Genomic DNA, 16500 nt, shown 5'->3' on the forward strand with positions numbered 1-16500 from the left:
TTCATCCGTTGCTGCCGTACAAAGCAGCCTTAAACCGAGCACCGGTTTCCCTTTCTTCGCGAATCCACGCGGAAACTTCCGCAACAACCTTGTCCAGGGGCATGAGCTGCGGGGCCTTCTCCCAACGCCATTTCACCTCGACATTTCCCTGCGCGAGACCTCGCTCACCCACCACCACGCGCATCGGAAATCCGATGAGATCGACATCTTTAAACTTGACCCCGGCCCTGACATCCCGGTCATCCAGAATGACCTCGATATTCTCTTTTTGGAAGGCATTATAAAGCTGGAATGCCGCTTCGCGCGATTTTTCATCGGCCACATTCACAGGCACAATGACCACCTCGTAGGGTGCCAGTGCCACCGGCCAGATGATACCGTTTTCATCGTGAGTAGTCTCGATGAGAGCTGCGAGAATGCGATTAATGCCGATACCGTAGCAGCCCATTATAATCGGCTTAAGTTGCTCGCTGGGATCGAGAAAGCGGGCGGAGAGAGCTTCTGAGTATTTCGTCCCCAGCTTGAATACGTGACCCACCTCGATGGCCGGCCTGAGCCGAAGGATCCCGCTGCACCGGGGGCAGGGGTCGTTATCCTGGGCACAACGAAGGTCCGCGAAACGCTCAACGTTGAAATCCCGTCCAAGATTGACCCCCTTCAGGTGGGTGTCAGCTTCATTCGCCCCCGTGATCGCGTTGCGCATGAACTGAATATCATAATCCGCGATAATCGTGAGCTTTTCCTTAAGTCCTACAGGACCTGCGAATCCCACCGGTGCGCCGGTGACACGTTCGATGGTCGCCGGATCCGCGAGCTGGATCTCCTTTGCCCGCAAAGCACGACGGATTTTATTCTCATTCGCCTCGTGGTCTCCGCGGATGAGCACGGCTACGGGTTGACCATCAGCCAAATAAATGAGTGTCTTGATCAAATCCTCGGGACGACAGTTCAAAAACCGGCTGACCTGATCAATCGAGCTGGCACCGGGAGTTGGAACTCGTTCTAAAGGAGCCGGTTCCGTTACAGCAGGCTGCTCCGGTCTTCGCGGACCGATCTCGGCACGTTCCAGATTCGCGGCGTAACCGCACGCAGCGCAGTGGACAATCTTGTCCTCACCGTTATTGGCTGGCACCATGAATTCATGACTGGCTTCCCCTCCGATGGGACCACTTTCGGCCTCCACCGGAATGTACGCCAGGCAACACCGGTCAAAAATACGACAATAGGCGCGATACATCGCCTCGTAACTGCGGTTGAGGCCTTCCAGTGAAGTGTCGAAACTGTAGGCGTCTTTCATGAGGAACTCGCTGGTCCGCAGAACACCGAAACGCGGTCGCTCCTCGTTGCGGAATTTCGGAGAGATTTGATAGAGCGTGATGGGGAGCTGGCGGTAGCTCGAAATATGGTGGGCCACTAAATCGGTGACAATTTCTTCGTGGGTCGGCCCCAGCACGGAATTCACCTTCCGGTTTTGCCGTTTCAACTCAACCCGAATGAGAACGTCTCCAAAGGCCTTGTCGCGGCCGGTTCGTTCCCAGAGAGACAGGGGACTCAAACTCGGCATGAGCAACTCCACGGCCCCCGCTGCGTCCATTTCTTCACGAACGATTCGCTCGGCCTTCCGCAGCGCACGCAGTCCCAGTGGCAGGTAAGTGTAGGCACCAGCCATGACCTGATTGATGAGTCCCGCCCGTAACATGAGCACATGGCTGGGAATTTCAGCGCCCTCGGGGATTTCCTTCAGTGTTGGGATGAAAGTCTTGGACCACAACATGCCACAATCGCCTTCGGTTAAAGTTTTCAAATGAAGTATCGAAAAATCGTGATCATTTTCTTAGACGCAGCAGTTTTGCAACTGCCTTTTTGCCTGGCCTAAGTTCGGTCGTAAACACCTCCACAACCAAACTCAGGAATTGTTGGTACTTTTCGATCGCTCCCCCTTCGCGGCGAGTCTTAAGAAAATGTGATTTTAGACCAGTGGCGGATGTTCGTACAAGGTCACGGCTGCGCCATGCCCGTTCTCAGAAAATCCATACCATGCCATGGGCACCACGTGGTGTGGGGGCAATTCATGAATTGCCCTTACCGTTGAAACAGCAACTGAACCAAGCAGTTGGAGCCACTCAGTCAAATGGATAATCCAAGCGTTGGAACGTGACCTGACAAGCGGGTTTCTTGAAGAAATCCTTCGAAGGGGCACGCTTATCGTGCCCGATGAATTGGAGTTGGGCCAACCAAGGTTTACGAGCGCACCTGAGAAGTAGGTCGCTCCGGTTGAATCTCGCTCCCAAGCGAACTCCTGTGGGGGTCCGCGTTCCCGTCCCCGTTTGCAGTGGAAAAGTGCGGACGAGGGAATGAGTCGGAAGTCACGTGGGTTGACCACCCGGGAATGCCTCCTCTACACTGAGGGATTCCCCCGGCAGGAAAAGCCAGCAAACGGAGGGCTTGGCCAATATCGGCACTTCGCTGCCCGCTGACTTTTGGTCCGGGTTTTTCTTTCACGGTCCACTGGCTTGTAAATGTTGAGAAACTGCAAGGCGGAGCCAATGACTCGAAAATTTGTCAGTCATCTTCGGCCGGAAGAAAGTGTGAATGAGATCTACCTCGTCTCGAGCCGTCAACTGCGGCCCAATCGCAACGGGGTTTTGTATCTTCAGATGAGATTGTCGGATCGCACGGGTTCCGTGGACGCTCGGCTGTGGAACGCCGACCAGAGCCTCCTTGAGCGCGTCGTTCCCGGTGGTTATGTCCGAGTGGAAGGCGTGACCCAGGTTTATCAAGGGAATCTCCAAATTATTCTGTCTCGAGTGAAACCGGTGGCGGCCGAGGAAGTGGACCCTGCCGATTTCCTTCCGCTGACCCAGCAGAAGCTGGACCAGAACCTTAACTATTTAGCCCAGATTCTTCGCTCCGTGGAAAATCCGCATCTAAGAGCGCTCTTGGAGGTCTTTCTTACCGATGAGGGGTTCATGGCGAAGCTCGCCAAGGTCCCGGCCGGAATCAGCTTCCACCACGCTTATCCGGGAGGACTTGTGGTTCATCTGGTGACCATGCTGGAACTCGCACAGACCATGGTCCTGCTGTATCCGGCGGTCAATCGGGATCTTCTGCTGGTAGGGGTGTTTCTCCACGATATTGGAAAAACCGCTGAGCTGGCTGCCGATTTTGAATCCAATTACACGGATGAAGGTCAACTGGTGGGCCACCTAGCCCTTGGATTGGAGATGCTCAATGAGGCAATTCCCAAAGCAGAAGAGTTGGTCGGGGAACAGTTTCCCAGCGAGTTGCGGCTTCGTCTGAAGCATATGATCCTGAGCCATCACGGGGAGTACGAATTTGGAAGTTTTCGACTTCCAATGACTCCTGAAGCAGTGGCGCTCCACTGCCTGGACTATTTGGACTCGAGAATGGCAGCATGCCTGGAGAGGATCCAAAGCGACCCGCTCCCGGATGGAACGTGGACTTCCTATTGCTCGGTGCTCAATCGGAAATTCTACAAAGGCTCAGGCTGGGCAGCCCCCGGAGATCACCAGACCTAGTGCCCCTTCCGGTTCGGGAGTTTCGCGTTTTTGGTAGGGGCAAGAATTGGTCTTGGAGAATTCGGGGAGTTTAGACAAAAAGGGTCTCCACGTCGCGTGGTTCAAAAAGACTCTCAATGACGTGGAGACCGGAAAATGGACAAGGTTCATGTTCGCCCGATCACCTGCTACGAGCGACAAGAGCTCCATAGAATGAAACGACAATTGTCTAATCATGTCAATAGCCGTCATGCGCGGATTGTGCTGCTCTCCGCCGGCGGGGTTCGCAACCGCGAAATTGCCCAGCGGGTCGACTGCACGCCGCAGTGGGTGCGACGGATCATTCACCGCTTTAACCAAGGCGGGCTGGAGGCGATCAGTTGGCATCCGTACTACCAGGCTGGTGGCAGCCCACGCAAATTCCTCGCCGAGGTGGTCGAGCAGATCGTCGAGGTGGCCCTTTCCTCGCCGAAGGCCTTGATCGGGATGACACAATGGTCGCTGAGCAAGTTGCGGGAGTATCTGGTGAGCCAGAAGATCGTTGCGTACATCAGCTTGGAGTGGCTGCGCACGTTGCTGAAGCGTTGTGGCATTCGCTGGCGGCGGACCAAGACGTGGAAGGAGTCAACGGACCCGGAGTTTTGGCCTAAATACCGGCGAATTCGCCGACTTTACCAGCGTCGGCCGGCGGTGGGTCGGCGGATTTGCGTCGATGAGTTTGGCCCCCTGAATCTCCAGCCACGCCATGGCCGTTGCCTGGCCAAAGCGGGGACCAAGCGGGTCGAGCGTTTGCGAGCCACCTACCGCCGCACCAGTGGAGTTCGCCATTTCCTGGCGGCCTACGACCTGGAAACGGGCACGTTGTTGGGCCGGTTCTACAGCCGGAAAACCTGGATCGAGTTCTTGCGATTTCTCCGGTGGCTCCGGCGGCGTTACCCGCAGAGCGAAACGTTACACATCGTGATGGACAACTACAGTCCCCATCTGAAGGAAGAGGTCTGGGCATGGGCCCGGGCGAACAATGTGAAGTTTTACCTTACCCCGTCCAATGCGTCATGGCTGAATCGGATCGAGTGCCAGTTCACGGGACTGAAGAAGTTTGCCCTGGACAATAGCGACTATCGGAGTCATGAAGAACAGGAGCAAGCTATCCGGAGGTATTTGGCTTGGCGCAACGGCCGCCGTGCGATAGCCGTCGAGCCTTGGCGATCCTCCCTCCGAAGAAACGCCCCATCCACCTGCCGCGCAGCAGCCTAACACGCGCGAAACTGTTCGACCGGAAAGGGCACTAGACGATCCACAAGTCGTGCCCCAAGGCATCGAACACAGGCCCGCTCTTTTCCAGTGTTCGTCGCGATGCGGAATCAGTCTATCGGCCAGCGATCTCTTGCACACGCTTGTAACTGGCACCGGGGAGTATTACACTGATCGCCGTCGGTGATCAGCTTCGCCATTTCAGTGTTTAGGGGAGGATTGAGAGATGGGTCGCCGTGTTAGTCGTCGCAATTTTTTGGCCCTGGTGTCCCGTGCCGGGCTGAGCGTCTCTGGGGTGACCATCTTAAAGTCTGCGGCGAGCGCAACCACGTATCAGGCCAATGACCGTCTCAACATCGCCCTGGTCGGCGTATCCGGACGTGGATCCTGGTTTGTGGAGGCGATTCCCCAGATTGGCGAGAATGTGGTAGCTCTCTGCGACGTCAACGAACGCCGCGCCGCAAGCGCTTTCGCGAAATTCCCCTCCGTCCCCAAGTTTAGAGATTTTCGGCGGATGTTCGACACCGTGGCCAACCGCATCGATGCGGTTGTGGTGGCCGTGCCGGACCATAATCACGCCATGATCTCTTACACGGCCATGAGCCTCAAGAAGCACGTCTACTGTGAGAAGCCTCTTACCCACGATGTATGGGAAGCTCGTGTGCTCCGGGAAGCCGCTGATCGGTTTGGTGTCGTGACACAAATGGGGAATCAGGGAACCGCAACCCATGCATTTCGCCGGGGAGTGGAACTCGTCCAAACGGGGGCCATCGGCCATGTCCACGAGGTGTACGTCTGGAAAGACAGCGGTGGGTCGGGCGAACGACCGTTGCCCACCGGTGAACAACCTGTTCCTGATTACCTCGATTGGGACGTTTGGCTGGGACCTGCTGCATATCGGCCGTTCCACGAACAGTGGCTGAACTGGCATGCGTGGCGGGATTTTGCTACCGGCAACCTCGGGAACTGGGCGTCGCACTCGGCAAATATGGCCTTCATGGGCTTGAGAATCGACTCACTGTGGCACTCTGGTAGTGAAGGCCGCATCCGTGTGGTGGCCGAGGTGCACAACCGAACACAGCATGCTTTCCCCCAGTGGGAAATCGTTCGCTGGCAAATACCGGCGCGAGGTGAGCTTCCTCCTGTCCGCTTTGAGTGGTTCAACGGCGCCGGCGCACCTGGACGGCGAGCCCATGTCGAGGAGCTCATGGGGAAGAAACTGGATTGGGGTGACGCCGGCAATAAGAAATGGGAGGATCATGCAGGCTGTCTCATCTGCGGGACGCAACAAAAGATCCATGCCACAGGGCACAACTCAACATTTGTTTTGTTGCCATCAGGTCGCACATCAGAGCAGGAAGGTCCACCTCAAGTCCTTCCTCGAGGAGGGAGCCACGAAAGGGAATGGACGGCGGCCTGCAAAGGGCGTGGGCGGACGATGTCGCACTTCGGCTATTCCGGTCCGCTCACCGAATTTCTCATGCTCGGCAACGTCGCTACGCTGTTCCCAGAGGAAGAGCTGGAATACGACCCGAAACGAGGGGAAATTGTTAACCATCCGGCAGCCAACGCTGCGCTTCGAAGAGAGCGGCGTAAAGGATGGGAGATAGGCATGGAATAATTTTGTTTTCGTGAGGTCAAGCCATGCGTAAAGTCTTTCCCGCACTCCTTGCCGTATGGGGGATTTGCACCGGCGCTCTCGGGGCCGCCGATGGTTGGCGCCTGATCAGCAGTCAAACCGGCGATCTTCCACGACCCAACGCGGGAGATCAACAAACGTGCCTCGTGCCGGGCGACTTCGACGGCGATGGAAGGATCGACTTCGTGGTCGGAGAAAGAACGCAGGCTCCCTCGGTCGTGCTCTTCCGCAACACAGACACAGGATGGCAGCGAGTTGTGGTTGATGACTCCCATCTCCGGCCGGAGGCTGGTGGCGTCGCATTTGACGTCGATCGTGACGGAGACCTCGATCTCATCTTGGGGCAGGATGCAAGCGGCTCAGAAATCTGGTGGTGGGAGAATCCTTTTCCAAACTTCAACAGTCCCTGGGTCCGGCGGCCGATTAAGACAACCGGTGGAAAGAAGCACCACGACCAAACGGTTGGGGATTTTGATGGCGACGGTCACGCTGAACTTGTAAGCTGGAACCAGGGTGCCCGGTGTTTGTTGCTTTTCGAAATTCCAGAGAGTGTGCACTCGTCAGGCGACTGGCCTTACCGAGCAATCTTCCGCTGGACTGCCGGTCCAGAATACGAGGGTTTTCCGTCCCAGCCGGTTGATTTGGATGGCGACGGGCACATCGACATCGTGGGCGGAGGCCTATGGTTTAAATACAAAAATGGAGAGTTCGTCGCCCACACAATTGACGACAATATGCGGTTCACGCAGTGCGCCGCAGGCCAGCTCATCCCGGGCGGTTTCGCAGAGGTAGTCTTTTCTCCAGGCGATGCCGATGGGGATGCCAAATGGTACGAGTGGGACGGCGAGCAATGGCGGGTTCACGCGCTGGGAGCCGTTCGTCATGGCCACACATGCGAAATTGGCGACCTCAACCTTGACGGCCATCTTGACATCATGATTGGAGAGATGGGAAGCCCCGGTGCCGGCGAGGATGCTCGCGTGATTGTGTGGTGGGGTAACGGCAAAGGGAATTTTCGCGAAGAGGTGATTCACCGGGGGCAGGGCATCCACGAAGGGCGCCTCGCCGACGTCGATGGTGACGGCGATTTGGACATTATCGTTAAACCCTACCATCATCATGCCCCCTTTGTGGGGATTTTGATTAATCCTACGAAGTAACATGGGAAAGTTGCCTTCCCCGCAGTGGGAAATCTCATGGAGTTCTCCTGGGGGTGTTGTCGCGGCTCGGGACAAAAGCGGTGTTTTGTCAGAACGCTGTTGCACAACAGAAAGAATCGGCGAAAGAAATCGGCCGCGCCGGTGGGGGCCAGCGCGGCCGATCGTCGAAGGAGGTGGGCTATGCATTTATACTCTACGCCGCAATCAGCGGAAGGTTCGACAATTGAGACAATTTTTTTGCGGGAATTTTGGAAGGCCGAATTGGAGGAAATCGAAATTCACCGCTTGGAGAATTGGGTTCCGCGGCGGGCGCCGTGAAGCCCGTACTTCTTCCGTTCCTTCTTCCGGCCATCTGCAGTCAAAAGGCCAGCGTCACGGAGAGTTTGCCTCAATTCGGGATCCATCCGCACGAGGGCTCGGGCGATGGCCAGCTTGCAGGCATCCGCCTGCCCCGAAATGCCGCCGCCTGCCACGCGGAGAATCACATCCACACTTTGGAGACGGCCGGTTAGCTCCAGCGGCTGGAGCACCCGCTTCTGATACAGTTCATTGGGAAAGTAGTCCTCAAGGGCCCGGCCATTAACAGCGATTCGCCCCTGTCCCGGACGAATCCTTGCCCGAGCCACCGCCGTCGCTTTGCGACGTCCGGTTCCCAAAAAATCGTTCGTCCCCTTACCCTCAATGATGACCTTTTTCACCATATTACTTGACCTGTCAAGTTAATTCCTCAAGCAAGCGGATGTGGCCTCTTTGACACACGAAAACGTCACACCGGCAAAAACCGACGGAAGCGCCCTTTTTCCTTGACGCCGAGTTCAATCGGCGTCGGCTGCTGAGCCTGGTGGGGATGTTCCGGCCCAGCGTAGATCTTGAGCTTGCGCAGCATTTTCTTGGCAAGCCGATTTTTCGGCAGCATCCGACGAACTGCCTCGTAGAGGATCATTTCGGGCTTCCTTTCCTTCCGCTCGGCTGCCGTTTCGGACCGCAGGCCAGGGAACCCGGTGTACCAGGTGTACTCTTTCTGTTCCCACTTCTTGCCCGTGAATACCACTTTCTCGGCATTCGTCACGATGACATAGTCCCCCGTATCCACGTGCGGGGTGTACGTCGGCCGATGTTTCCCCATTAAAATGGTGGCAATATCGGATGCCAAACGGCCGACCACCTTGTCGGTGGCATCCACCACGTACCACTTCGGTTTCAATGAACCTGGTTTCGCCAAATAGCTTTTTATCACGGCCAATTTCTTCCTCATGATACCCCCCGTTCGCACCTAAAATCGGGACAAACGGGAAATTCCGACGAAATTGCCCAACGCCTATCGCCACCACAATCCGGGCTGCCAACCACCCCGCCAGCTGCGGGCCAGATGAACCTGGCGTGGTCCCAGTAACGGTTGGGAAAAACTTAATCTAGCGGGGAAAGAATCTCATGCCAAGGGGTACCACCGAAACACGTACCCAAGTTACGCGCGATCTGATACGCTGATTGCTTCAAGCTAACGTATCTTCAACGATCAACTCGGCTATCCAAACGACCTGTCCTCGGAAGATGAAGTAGCCCCTCTGGAGAGGGCGCCTGTTGCTTTAGATATCGGCTCCAGCGTGTGCGGTAATGGTGACCGGGAGTTTACGGTACAGCTTCCAAACACCGTTACCGCCGCTTGAACACTCGCCACCGGCGGCCATCACCGGACGGGCTCTTTCGCCCTGATTTGGGGCTCCGCCGGACGGAGATCGATAACCAGCGGACCATCCAGTCCCGCAAAGGAACCGTGTTCCCGATAGTATTCTTCGAGCCATCGGAGCTTTCTCGCGGTTTTTTCGTCCTCCTGTGGCCCATTCCCTGCTTCCCCCCACTGGATTATGCTTCCTTCTCGCGTCACGATTTGAAACTCAAGACCCCGGGTTCCGGAACCTTCCTGGAGAGGCATGATTGAGCGAAACTGGTACTTGACCCACACGGGGAGCAGATGCGCAGCGAGACTTGCCCCCTGTTTGATGAGAGGATCCGCCCAAACGGTGCCCGCTGGTCCTCGCGGTACCGACTCCGCACCTTCGATTCGCGGGTACCGGGAGGCTTCCAGTGGCGTGAAGTCACGCGTCGGGAGAAGAACCCCGGTTTCGTCCACCGGCAAAAGGCCTCCCGGAACGCGGACCATCGCCACAGGTCGTCGCCACTCCACTTGCACAACCACTACCCCGGGAAACCGTTTCTCTGCACGGCCGACACGGCTGACCCACGGATGCTTTTGAATCCCATCCACGAGCTTCGCCAAACAATCCCGATCGGCAACGGAAAGTGCCCCATCCTGAGTGGCGTTGAGAAGGAACTCGGGGCGGGGGTCATGGTGAATCCACGCCGGCAGGGAACCCACGTCGATCTCTTCGGGGACCAGATGGAACCGTGGATCGGCGAGTAACTCGTCTCGGTGTCCGTCCCACAAAACCCTGGTTGCAATGAATCCCACGACACCGACGAAGCCCCACACGGCAACCCAGCGGAGTCCGCGCACCATTACAGAATTGCGCTGCACAGAGTCGTTCGCTTGTCCTTTTTTCGACTTCGATCTGGCCATGACCGCTTTGAATAAAGGTCACACTCTCCCCAAAGGTACCCCTCCCCTTTACCGAAACCGCGCGCAGATTTCCCCGTCCAATTTCGGCTGCCCAACGTTCAGGACTTGACCGAAGTGTTGAACAGTCATGTCCTGCAATTTACCGTTAAAGGTGCCGCGTTAAGCATTCCTGAGCCAGTAATCGCAGAATCCGCCGCAGGATGTCAGTTCGGCGGACTCCGTAAAAACGCTCACCAGATTTCCAACTCCAGTTCGAGGTTGACGCCTAGGCGATTGGAAACTTGCGTTCGGATGAGATCGATTAATCGGAGAATATCGGCCGTCGTGCAGCCGGCTTCGGCAACGATGAAATTGGCGTTTCGGTCAGATACGACGGCCCCCCCAATTCGCGTGCCTTTCAGCCCGGCCGCTTCGATCAATTCAGATGCGGCCGTTCCGCGTGGATCGCGGAATACTCGCACAGATGCCTGGTGTCCCAGCGGCTGCGCAGCGCGGCGAACAATCCAGAGTTTTTGCAGTCGCCGTGCGAGCTCGCGGGGATCTTCTGGTTGGAGCTCAAACCGCACCTGGAGAATGACCAGATCGTCAAGGCTGCTTCGCCGGTAACCGAAGACAATTTCGTTTCGCGGACGAACCACGATCTCGCCGGCATGGGTGAGAAGCGTCACTTCCGCCACCCATTGGCCAATGTCCCCACCGTGTGCTCCGACGTTACCTCGGACCGCTCCCCCTACGGTACCCGGGATCGCCGTTAGGACTTCCAAGCCGGCAAGTCCTTCATGCACCGATGTGGTGACTACCTTCGGGAGACTTGCTCCACCGCCAGCAATAACCGAATTTTCAACGACCCGAATATCTGCAAAGGCGGGATGATCGAGATGGATGACCAGTCCGGGAACCCCCTCGTCCCGAATCAAGACATTGCAACCGTTACCAAGGACGCGAACAGGAATGTTTTCCTGGTTCGCCCGCTGGACAATGTCGATCAACTCATCCTGGTTGCGCGGCTGGGCATAATACTCCGCCGCTCCACCTACGCCCAGCCAGGTGTGCATGGCCAGCGGCTCTTGCTCACGGACAATCCTTTCCAGTCCTTTCCACCTCGACATTCACAGACTCCTTTTGGACAGCGACCGTCTATCTCGATTGTCCCATTCTACCCAATCGGACTGACCCAATCGAAGGGGGTTTTTTGCAGAACCGGCGTCCTCCCGTTCCCGCGCAATTTCAAGCGGCGATTGCAAGCCAACATCGCAACCCGGTAGATTACAATTAACACACCGGTAACATGCGGAAGAAGGATCAGCCCAATGGGTGTTGATGGTCATCCGGGCCTGTTCCGAAACCGAGCCGTTCCATTTTACAACACAGCAACCCGTCGGTGCTTCATCATCGCGTCTGCACCGTTGCCCACTCGGTCCCGGAGTATAGTCCGTAATACTGCGCAGTCTGCGTGAGAGTAGCAACAGCGTACCGGCCTCTGTATCGTCGGCGAGGCTGGGAATCACTCACGGAGAAACTCCAGAATGAACAATGGAAGCGATAGCCGTGCTTTGCAGACTTCCGCCGAAAAAATGAATTGGTGGAATATTCCCAACACCATCACCACCGCCCGCATTGTTTTAACAATCGTTCTTTTTGTAACACTCGCCCTTCACTCACAGTTAGGTTATTTCCCATCGCTGGTGCTATTTGTGATCGCCGCAGGAACAGACTGGTTGGACGGATTTCTGGCACGGCGGCTCCATCAGGTAACCGCTTTAGGACGCGTCTTGGACCCATTTGCTGATAAACTTATCATCTGTGGGACGTTTGTGTTCCTGGCGGCTGACCCGAAAATGCTCGAAACGCCCGGGGGACTTCATCCCTGGATCGTGGTCGTGATCATCAGTCGGGAGTTGCTCATCACAGGATTGCGCAGCTTTCTGGAAGGCCAGACCGTGGATTTCTCCGCAAAATGGTCGGGAAAGTTCAAGATGGCGTTTCAATGCATCCTAGCCATTGTCGCTTTTCTCTACCTCGAGGGTGGAGGCACCCCTACGCAAAACCCGGCGGTGTGGACTCTCTTGGTCATCTTTACATACGGGACGCTCATTTTGACCGTTTACTCCGGTGCGGCGTACGTGGTCATCGGTTTGCGGCAGCTTCGGCAACTGGAGGCGTGATATTGTGGCTGTTCCGCCGGAAACGGTGATCTTCTTCGCTCTCTCCTTTTTCTCCCTAGTTTGCTGGGTGACTCTATTAACTTTTCCCAATTTGCGGAAGCGCATGTGGCCGCGGTATTCGTTTCGGCCGCCCCCGTGGCGACTGGTGGATGTCTGCGGGGTATGGCTGGCCCTCATTTTGCTCATCCTTCTGCTTAACAGCGTTGTTCAGGGAACTTCGACGCGTAGGAGCAACGACGACCGCAGGAGCGTCACCACAGTCGCTCGGATACACGGGGATGAAAAATCCACGTCTGCCCAGCGGGCACACTGGGCGATTCTGCTCCTCAGTGAGCGGCCGAGCGTCTCCACGCTTCTTTTAGTTGTCATCAGCGCTGGTGTTCTTGGCCCTTGGGTGGAGGAGATCGTTTTTCGCCTTTTTTTCCAGGGATGGCTTCATGCCCAGGAACTCCGCTGGCGGCGTCTCCGCAATCGTCTGGGACGTTTGGGCAGAAACCGCATGACCGGACCAGGCGATGAGTTCGCATTTCTTACATGTCGTCCGACATTGCGAAGACGCGGGATTCCCGTCGGAGCCATGTCAGTTGTTATGTCCGCATCCGTTTTCGCACTCTTGCATGCGCGATCAACTGAGAATGTTCCCGATCCGGAGACGATCCGATTGATCCTCTGGGCCCGAACCCTCGCCTACGCACTGTTTCTGGCGTTTTTTTCCGTGTTCATATCACGTAGGGCGTCGTCGCTGTGGAGACAGCTTGGCCTGTCCCGAACACGCATTTTTCCAGATGTCGCTTTGGGATTGGGCTGGTTCGCGGCTGCGGCGTTACCGATCTACGGTCTTCAGTTTTTTTTATCAAGCATCGTTCCCGAAAGTATCGTGGTTGACCCGTTGACAATTCTTATTGTTGGGACGATCCTCGGCGTGCTCTATGCACGAACAGGGCGGCTTTTGCCGAGCATTGCCTTTCACATGAGCCTCAATTTGACGAGTCTCCTCCTGGCGTGGTTGCTTCTGCATTCTCAATAGGCCCCGTGTGTCGCAATCAAGCCTCCCGACGCCTCGCGCGAGCGTTTGACCGGTATTTCTGGCAATCCTCCAAGTCCTGCGTCGAGCAAAATCAATGCAGGCAAGCGGTGTCACGGGTGCTTTATGGGAGGCAAGCCGTTACAATCGATGAGGTAAGATGTGACATGGGTTCATGCTGAGGGAGTCAGGCGATGCGCAAGTCGGTTTGGATTGCATTTCGAGCGAATCCGGTCTGGTTGCTCTCCATTTTGGCTTTTTGTGCTGGGGGATGGTGGCTTGGTTACCATTGGCATGATTTCCCACCCGTTGCCCGAGCAGAAACGGCCGCCACCGATACCCGAATGAACGCCCGAATCGGTGTCATTGATCTCCCGGCGGTGATGCAGCGCATTCCGGAATTCCGTGCTGAACTGACAGAACTGCAGAGCGATGTGCAGCGGGCACAGTCACAGTTTCAAAAACGACAGTCCGAACTACTTTCATTGCAAAAGGAATTGCAAACCCTCCCCCCGGAAAGTCAGGAGTTTCAGCAGCGTCAGCAGACGTTGCAGCAGCAAATGAGCCAACTGCAAACGGAAATGCAACTGCAGCAGCAACAATTTTTTGAACGGGAGCGAAAGGCCTATCTGTCCGCCTTCGGTCGAATCGACGAGGCCGTGCAAAAAGTGGCCCGCGCAAAAGGCTTGGTCATCGTTCTGAGACAATCCCGGCCACCCGCCGCCACGTCAAATCCGCAGGAGCTTCTCGCCTACCTCGCACGGGAAGTGATCTGGGCGGAACCGGATCTCGATATTACAGATGATGTTGTTCGCGAATTACTTGGACCTTTGCAAAAGTAGGTCGACGGCTCCGGAACTGGGCAGGAGAGGTCACTTCACAGAGACGTCCTCTGGGATCCCCAGACTCTCGTAAAGGCGGCGTCGTCCCGCTTTGTCCGTTTCCAGGGTTTTCCGAGCATAAGAGGCAACCTGCTCGGCGAATTCTCGGGGCACCACAATCACCCCGTCGCTATCGCCCGCCACCACATCGCCGGGCCGCACAAGCACCCCGCCAACCTCCACGGGGCGATTGACCGATTCGATCAGGTTTCTGCCAGGCCGGACCCCGCGCCCCGGCCCGCGGAGGTAAAGTGGGACTTTTTCCAGGGCAATTTCATCAAGATCCCGGGCAGTTGCATCGGTGACAACGGCCACACAACCGCGTTTCTTCCAGCTCAAAATGTTGTTCGACCCAATTGTCCCAACGTCCGCCCTTTCTGCATCATCGATCACCACCACAGTACCCGGTCGAATCAACGGGACGAAAGGTTCTGGGGAAAGCTTTTGATACCACTCGCCCATCCACCTGTCGAACTCCTCAGCGGCAAGCGGTCCCGTGGACGGCAAGTTACTCGGCACATAGCGAACCGTTACGGCGATTCCCACGAATCGATGGCGTAATTCCACCGGGTCTTTCCATGCGGGATGAATCTCGGGTGACATCAGTCCCACGTTGCGGAGGCCTACCTGATCCATGGCATCACAGATATCGGCAACGCGGAGCCCTTCGAAAAGTTTCAAGATTTTCGCGTCTTCTTCCTCGGAATATACCGGCGTTTGCAAAAACGCTATCCCTTTTCGAAGTTCTTCTATCGTGGGTTTAGTTTCATGACGGGATGCCGCTTCCCCCGCCGCTGCCTCCGACCCAGCGCAGCTTTCAAGCTGGGTAATCGTGTTCACCCAAACTACTATCAGCCCCACCGTAATTCCAATCCTTAAAGGGATCGATCTAATTCTCTGTTCCCGCATCGTTCCAGCTCCTATGCTTCCGCTTTTTTAGGTTGTCCCGCCTGAAGTTTCGCTTTTCTGGACGCAATGGAAACTCCTTACTGGGATGGGTTCCTGGTGGGCGGTGTAATGGGTTGAGGAATCGGAGTGGGCCTTGCAGCCGGAGGTGGCGATGGGATCGGCGAAGCGGCCGGTTCACTTTGCGGGCTGCCGGAAACAGCCGAACTTGCCGAAGCGTCCGGAGCTTTGGAAACGACCTTCCTCGCAGGACGTGGTCCGACGGGAATCGTCTCGCCGTAAGTCGGTTCTGGAATCACCTCCAGAATCTTCTCAATGATCTGATCCACATCGACCCCCTCGGCATCCGCGTTGAAATTCGTGAAGATACGGTGTCGCAGAACGGGAAATGCCATTGCACGAATGTCATCCGCAGTGACAGCGAACCGTCCATGAAGGATGGCCCGCGCTTTGGACGTCAGAATGAGATTTTGTGCTGCCCGGGGACCGGCTCCCCAAGCGAGCCACTTTTTCACAAAGTCAGGACTGGGGGGATCTTTGGGGCGAGTTGCGCGAACCAGGTCCACTGCGTAGTCCACCATGTGCTGCGAGGCAGGCACCTGACGCACAAGCTGCTGAATCCACAGAATATCCCGGCCGGTGAGGACCGGTTGGATTTCATGTCTCACAGTCTGCGTGGTGGCCATCACGATTTCCCGCTCTTCTGCCCGAGTGGGATAGGTGATGTTGATGGATAGCATGAAGCGGTCCAGTTGAGCCTCGGGAAGCGGGTAAGTTCCCTCTTGCTCGATGGGATTTTGCGTGGCCATCACGAAGAAAGGTTGCTCCAGCGGATAAGTCTTTCCACCCACCGTCACTTCATATTCTTGCATCGCCTGAAGGAGAGCCGCCTGCGTCTTGGGGGGAGTTCGGTTGATCTCGTCGGCCAGAACGATATTGGCAAAAATTGGTCCATGCACAAACCGAAAACTTCGCTTTCCCGTGGTCGGATCGACGTCAATGATCTCTGTTCCCGTGATGTCGCTGGGCATCAGGTCGGGTGTGAACTGAATCCGACTGAATTTCAGATGCATGGCCTTGGCCAGTGTGGAGACGGTCAAGGTTTTAGCAAGGCCGGGCACTCCAATCGTGAGGCAGTGACCACGGGCAAAGATGCAGATGATCATTTGTTCGATCATTTCATCCTGCCCGATAATAACTTTGTGCACTTCTTTTAAGAGCAACTCTCGCGCGTGCGCTACCCGACGCACGGCCTCTTCAGGGGACATTTGAGAAGATGTAATGGGCTGTGCCTGGGACATGATGTTTCAACCTCCTTCCAATCGGGCTATCAAAATCCTACATTAGTCTAAGAGAAGGTCTCAGGCAACGGTAA

Annotated in this window: 14 protein-coding genes; 7 read left to right on the top strand and 7 right to left on the bottom strand. The window is 56.2% G+C overall.

The annotated features are described in order from the left end of the window. Window position 1: 1 nt before the first annotated feature. Entirely contained in the window at window positions 2-1774 is a 1773-nt protein-coding gene (locus THTE_RS09525) for a proline--tRNA ligase (RefSeq protein WP_095415221.1), read from the bottom strand. 772 nt (window positions 1775-2546) lie between these two features. On the opposite strand from THTE_RS09525, the gene THTE_RS09530 reads away from it, so the two are divergent. From THTE_RS09530 to THTE_RS09545, 4 genes are all read left to right on the top strand, one after another. Beyond that, complete coding sequence (locus THTE_RS09530) at window positions 2547-3539, top strand: 3'-5' exoribonuclease YhaM family protein (protein ID WP_095415222.1); 993 nt, start codon at window positions 2547-2549, stop codon at window positions 3537-3539. Between the two features lie 135 nt (window positions 3540-3674). Then, window positions 3675-4775, top strand: a complete 1101-nt coding sequence (locus tag THTE_RS09535; RefSeq protein WP_095415223.1) for an IS630 family transposase — start codon at window positions 3675-3677, stop codon at window positions 4773-4775. A 223-nt stretch (window positions 4776-4998) separates the two neighbouring features. Beyond that, window positions 4999-6393: a Gfo/Idh/MocA family protein gene (locus tag THTE_RS09540; protein ID WP_095415224.1), complete on the top strand. Its 1395-nt coding sequence runs from the start codon at window positions 4999-5001 to the stop codon at window positions 6391-6393. Window positions 6394-6416: 23 nt separating this feature from the next. Continuing rightward, a complete protein-coding gene (locus THTE_RS09545; protein WP_095415225.1) occupies window positions 6417-7571 on the top strand; it encodes an FG-GAP repeat domain-containing protein in 1155 nt (384 codons plus the stop codon). 278 nt (window positions 7572-7849) lie between these two features. Here THTE_RS09545 and rpsI read toward each other — a convergent pair whose 3' ends face one another. From rpsI to murB, 4 genes are all read right to left on the bottom strand, one after another. Then, window positions 7850-8272, bottom strand: coding sequence for a 30S ribosomal protein S9 (rpsI, locus tag THTE_RS09550; RefSeq protein ID WP_095415226.1), 423 nt, complete (start codon window positions 8270-8272; stop codon window positions 7850-7852). Window positions 8273-8337: 65 nt separating this feature from the next. Beyond that, the gene (gene rplM, locus THTE_RS09555; RefSeq protein ID WP_168175826.1) at window positions 8338-8826 is read right to left on the bottom strand and encodes a 50S ribosomal protein L13; all 489 of its coding nucleotides are present in this window, start codon (window positions 8824-8826) and stop codon (window positions 8338-8340) included. Between the two features lie 432 nt (window positions 8827-9258). Continuing rightward, window positions 9259-10089 (bottom strand): cell division protein FtsQ/DivIB, encoded by an 831-nt coding sequence (locus THTE_RS09560; RefSeq protein WP_157731998.1) that lies wholly within the window; start codon window positions 10087-10089, stop codon window positions 9259-9261. 290 nt (window positions 10090-10379) lie between these two features. Then, window positions 10380-11258, bottom strand: coding sequence for a UDP-N-acetylmuramate dehydrogenase (gene murB, locus THTE_RS09565; RefSeq protein WP_095415228.1), 879 nt, complete (start codon window positions 11256-11258; stop codon window positions 10380-10382). A gap of 417 nt (window positions 11259-11675) precedes the next feature. Between murB and pgsA the strand changes: the two genes are divergently transcribed. The 3 genes from pgsA (at window position 11676) to THTE_RS09580 (ending at window position 14180) form a co-directional block, all read left to right on the top strand. Continuing rightward, the gene (pgsA, locus tag THTE_RS09570) at window positions 11676-12314 is read left to right on the top strand and encodes a CDP-diacylglycerol--glycerol-3-phosphate 3-phosphatidyltransferase (RefSeq protein WP_095415229.1); all 639 of its coding nucleotides are present in this window, start codon (window positions 11676-11678) and stop codon (window positions 12312-12314) included. Between the two features lie 4 nt (window positions 12315-12318). Next, window positions 12319-13341: a CPBP family glutamic-type intramembrane protease gene (locus THTE_RS09575; RefSeq protein ID WP_157731999.1), complete on the top strand. Its 1023-nt coding sequence runs from the start codon at window positions 12319-12321 to the stop codon at window positions 13339-13341. Between the two features lie 191 nt (window positions 13342-13532). Further along, complete coding sequence (locus tag THTE_RS09580; protein WP_095415231.1) at window positions 13533-14180, top strand: OmpH/Skp family outer membrane protein; 648 nt, start codon at window positions 13533-13535, stop codon at window positions 14178-14180. A 30-nt stretch (window positions 14181-14210) separates the two neighbouring features. Here THTE_RS09580 and THTE_RS09585 read toward each other — a convergent pair whose 3' ends face one another. Both THTE_RS09585 and THTE_RS09590 read right to left on the bottom strand, forming a co-directional pair. After that, complete coding sequence (locus THTE_RS09585) at window positions 14211-15128, bottom strand: RraA family protein (protein ID WP_095415232.1); 918 nt, start codon at window positions 15126-15128, stop codon at window positions 14211-14213. 77 nt (window positions 15129-15205) lie between these two features. Next, on the bottom strand, window positions 15206-16426 hold the full coding sequence (locus THTE_RS09590; RefSeq protein ID WP_095415233.1) for an AAA family ATPase: 1221 nt from the start codon (window positions 16424-16426) through the stop codon (window positions 15206-15208). Window positions 16427-16500 lie beyond the last annotated feature (74 nt).

Source organism: Thermogutta terrifontis (assembly GCF_002277955.1).
Classification (GTDB): Bacteria; Planctomycetota; Planctomycetia; order Pirellulales; family Thermoguttaceae; genus Thermogutta; species Thermogutta terrifontis.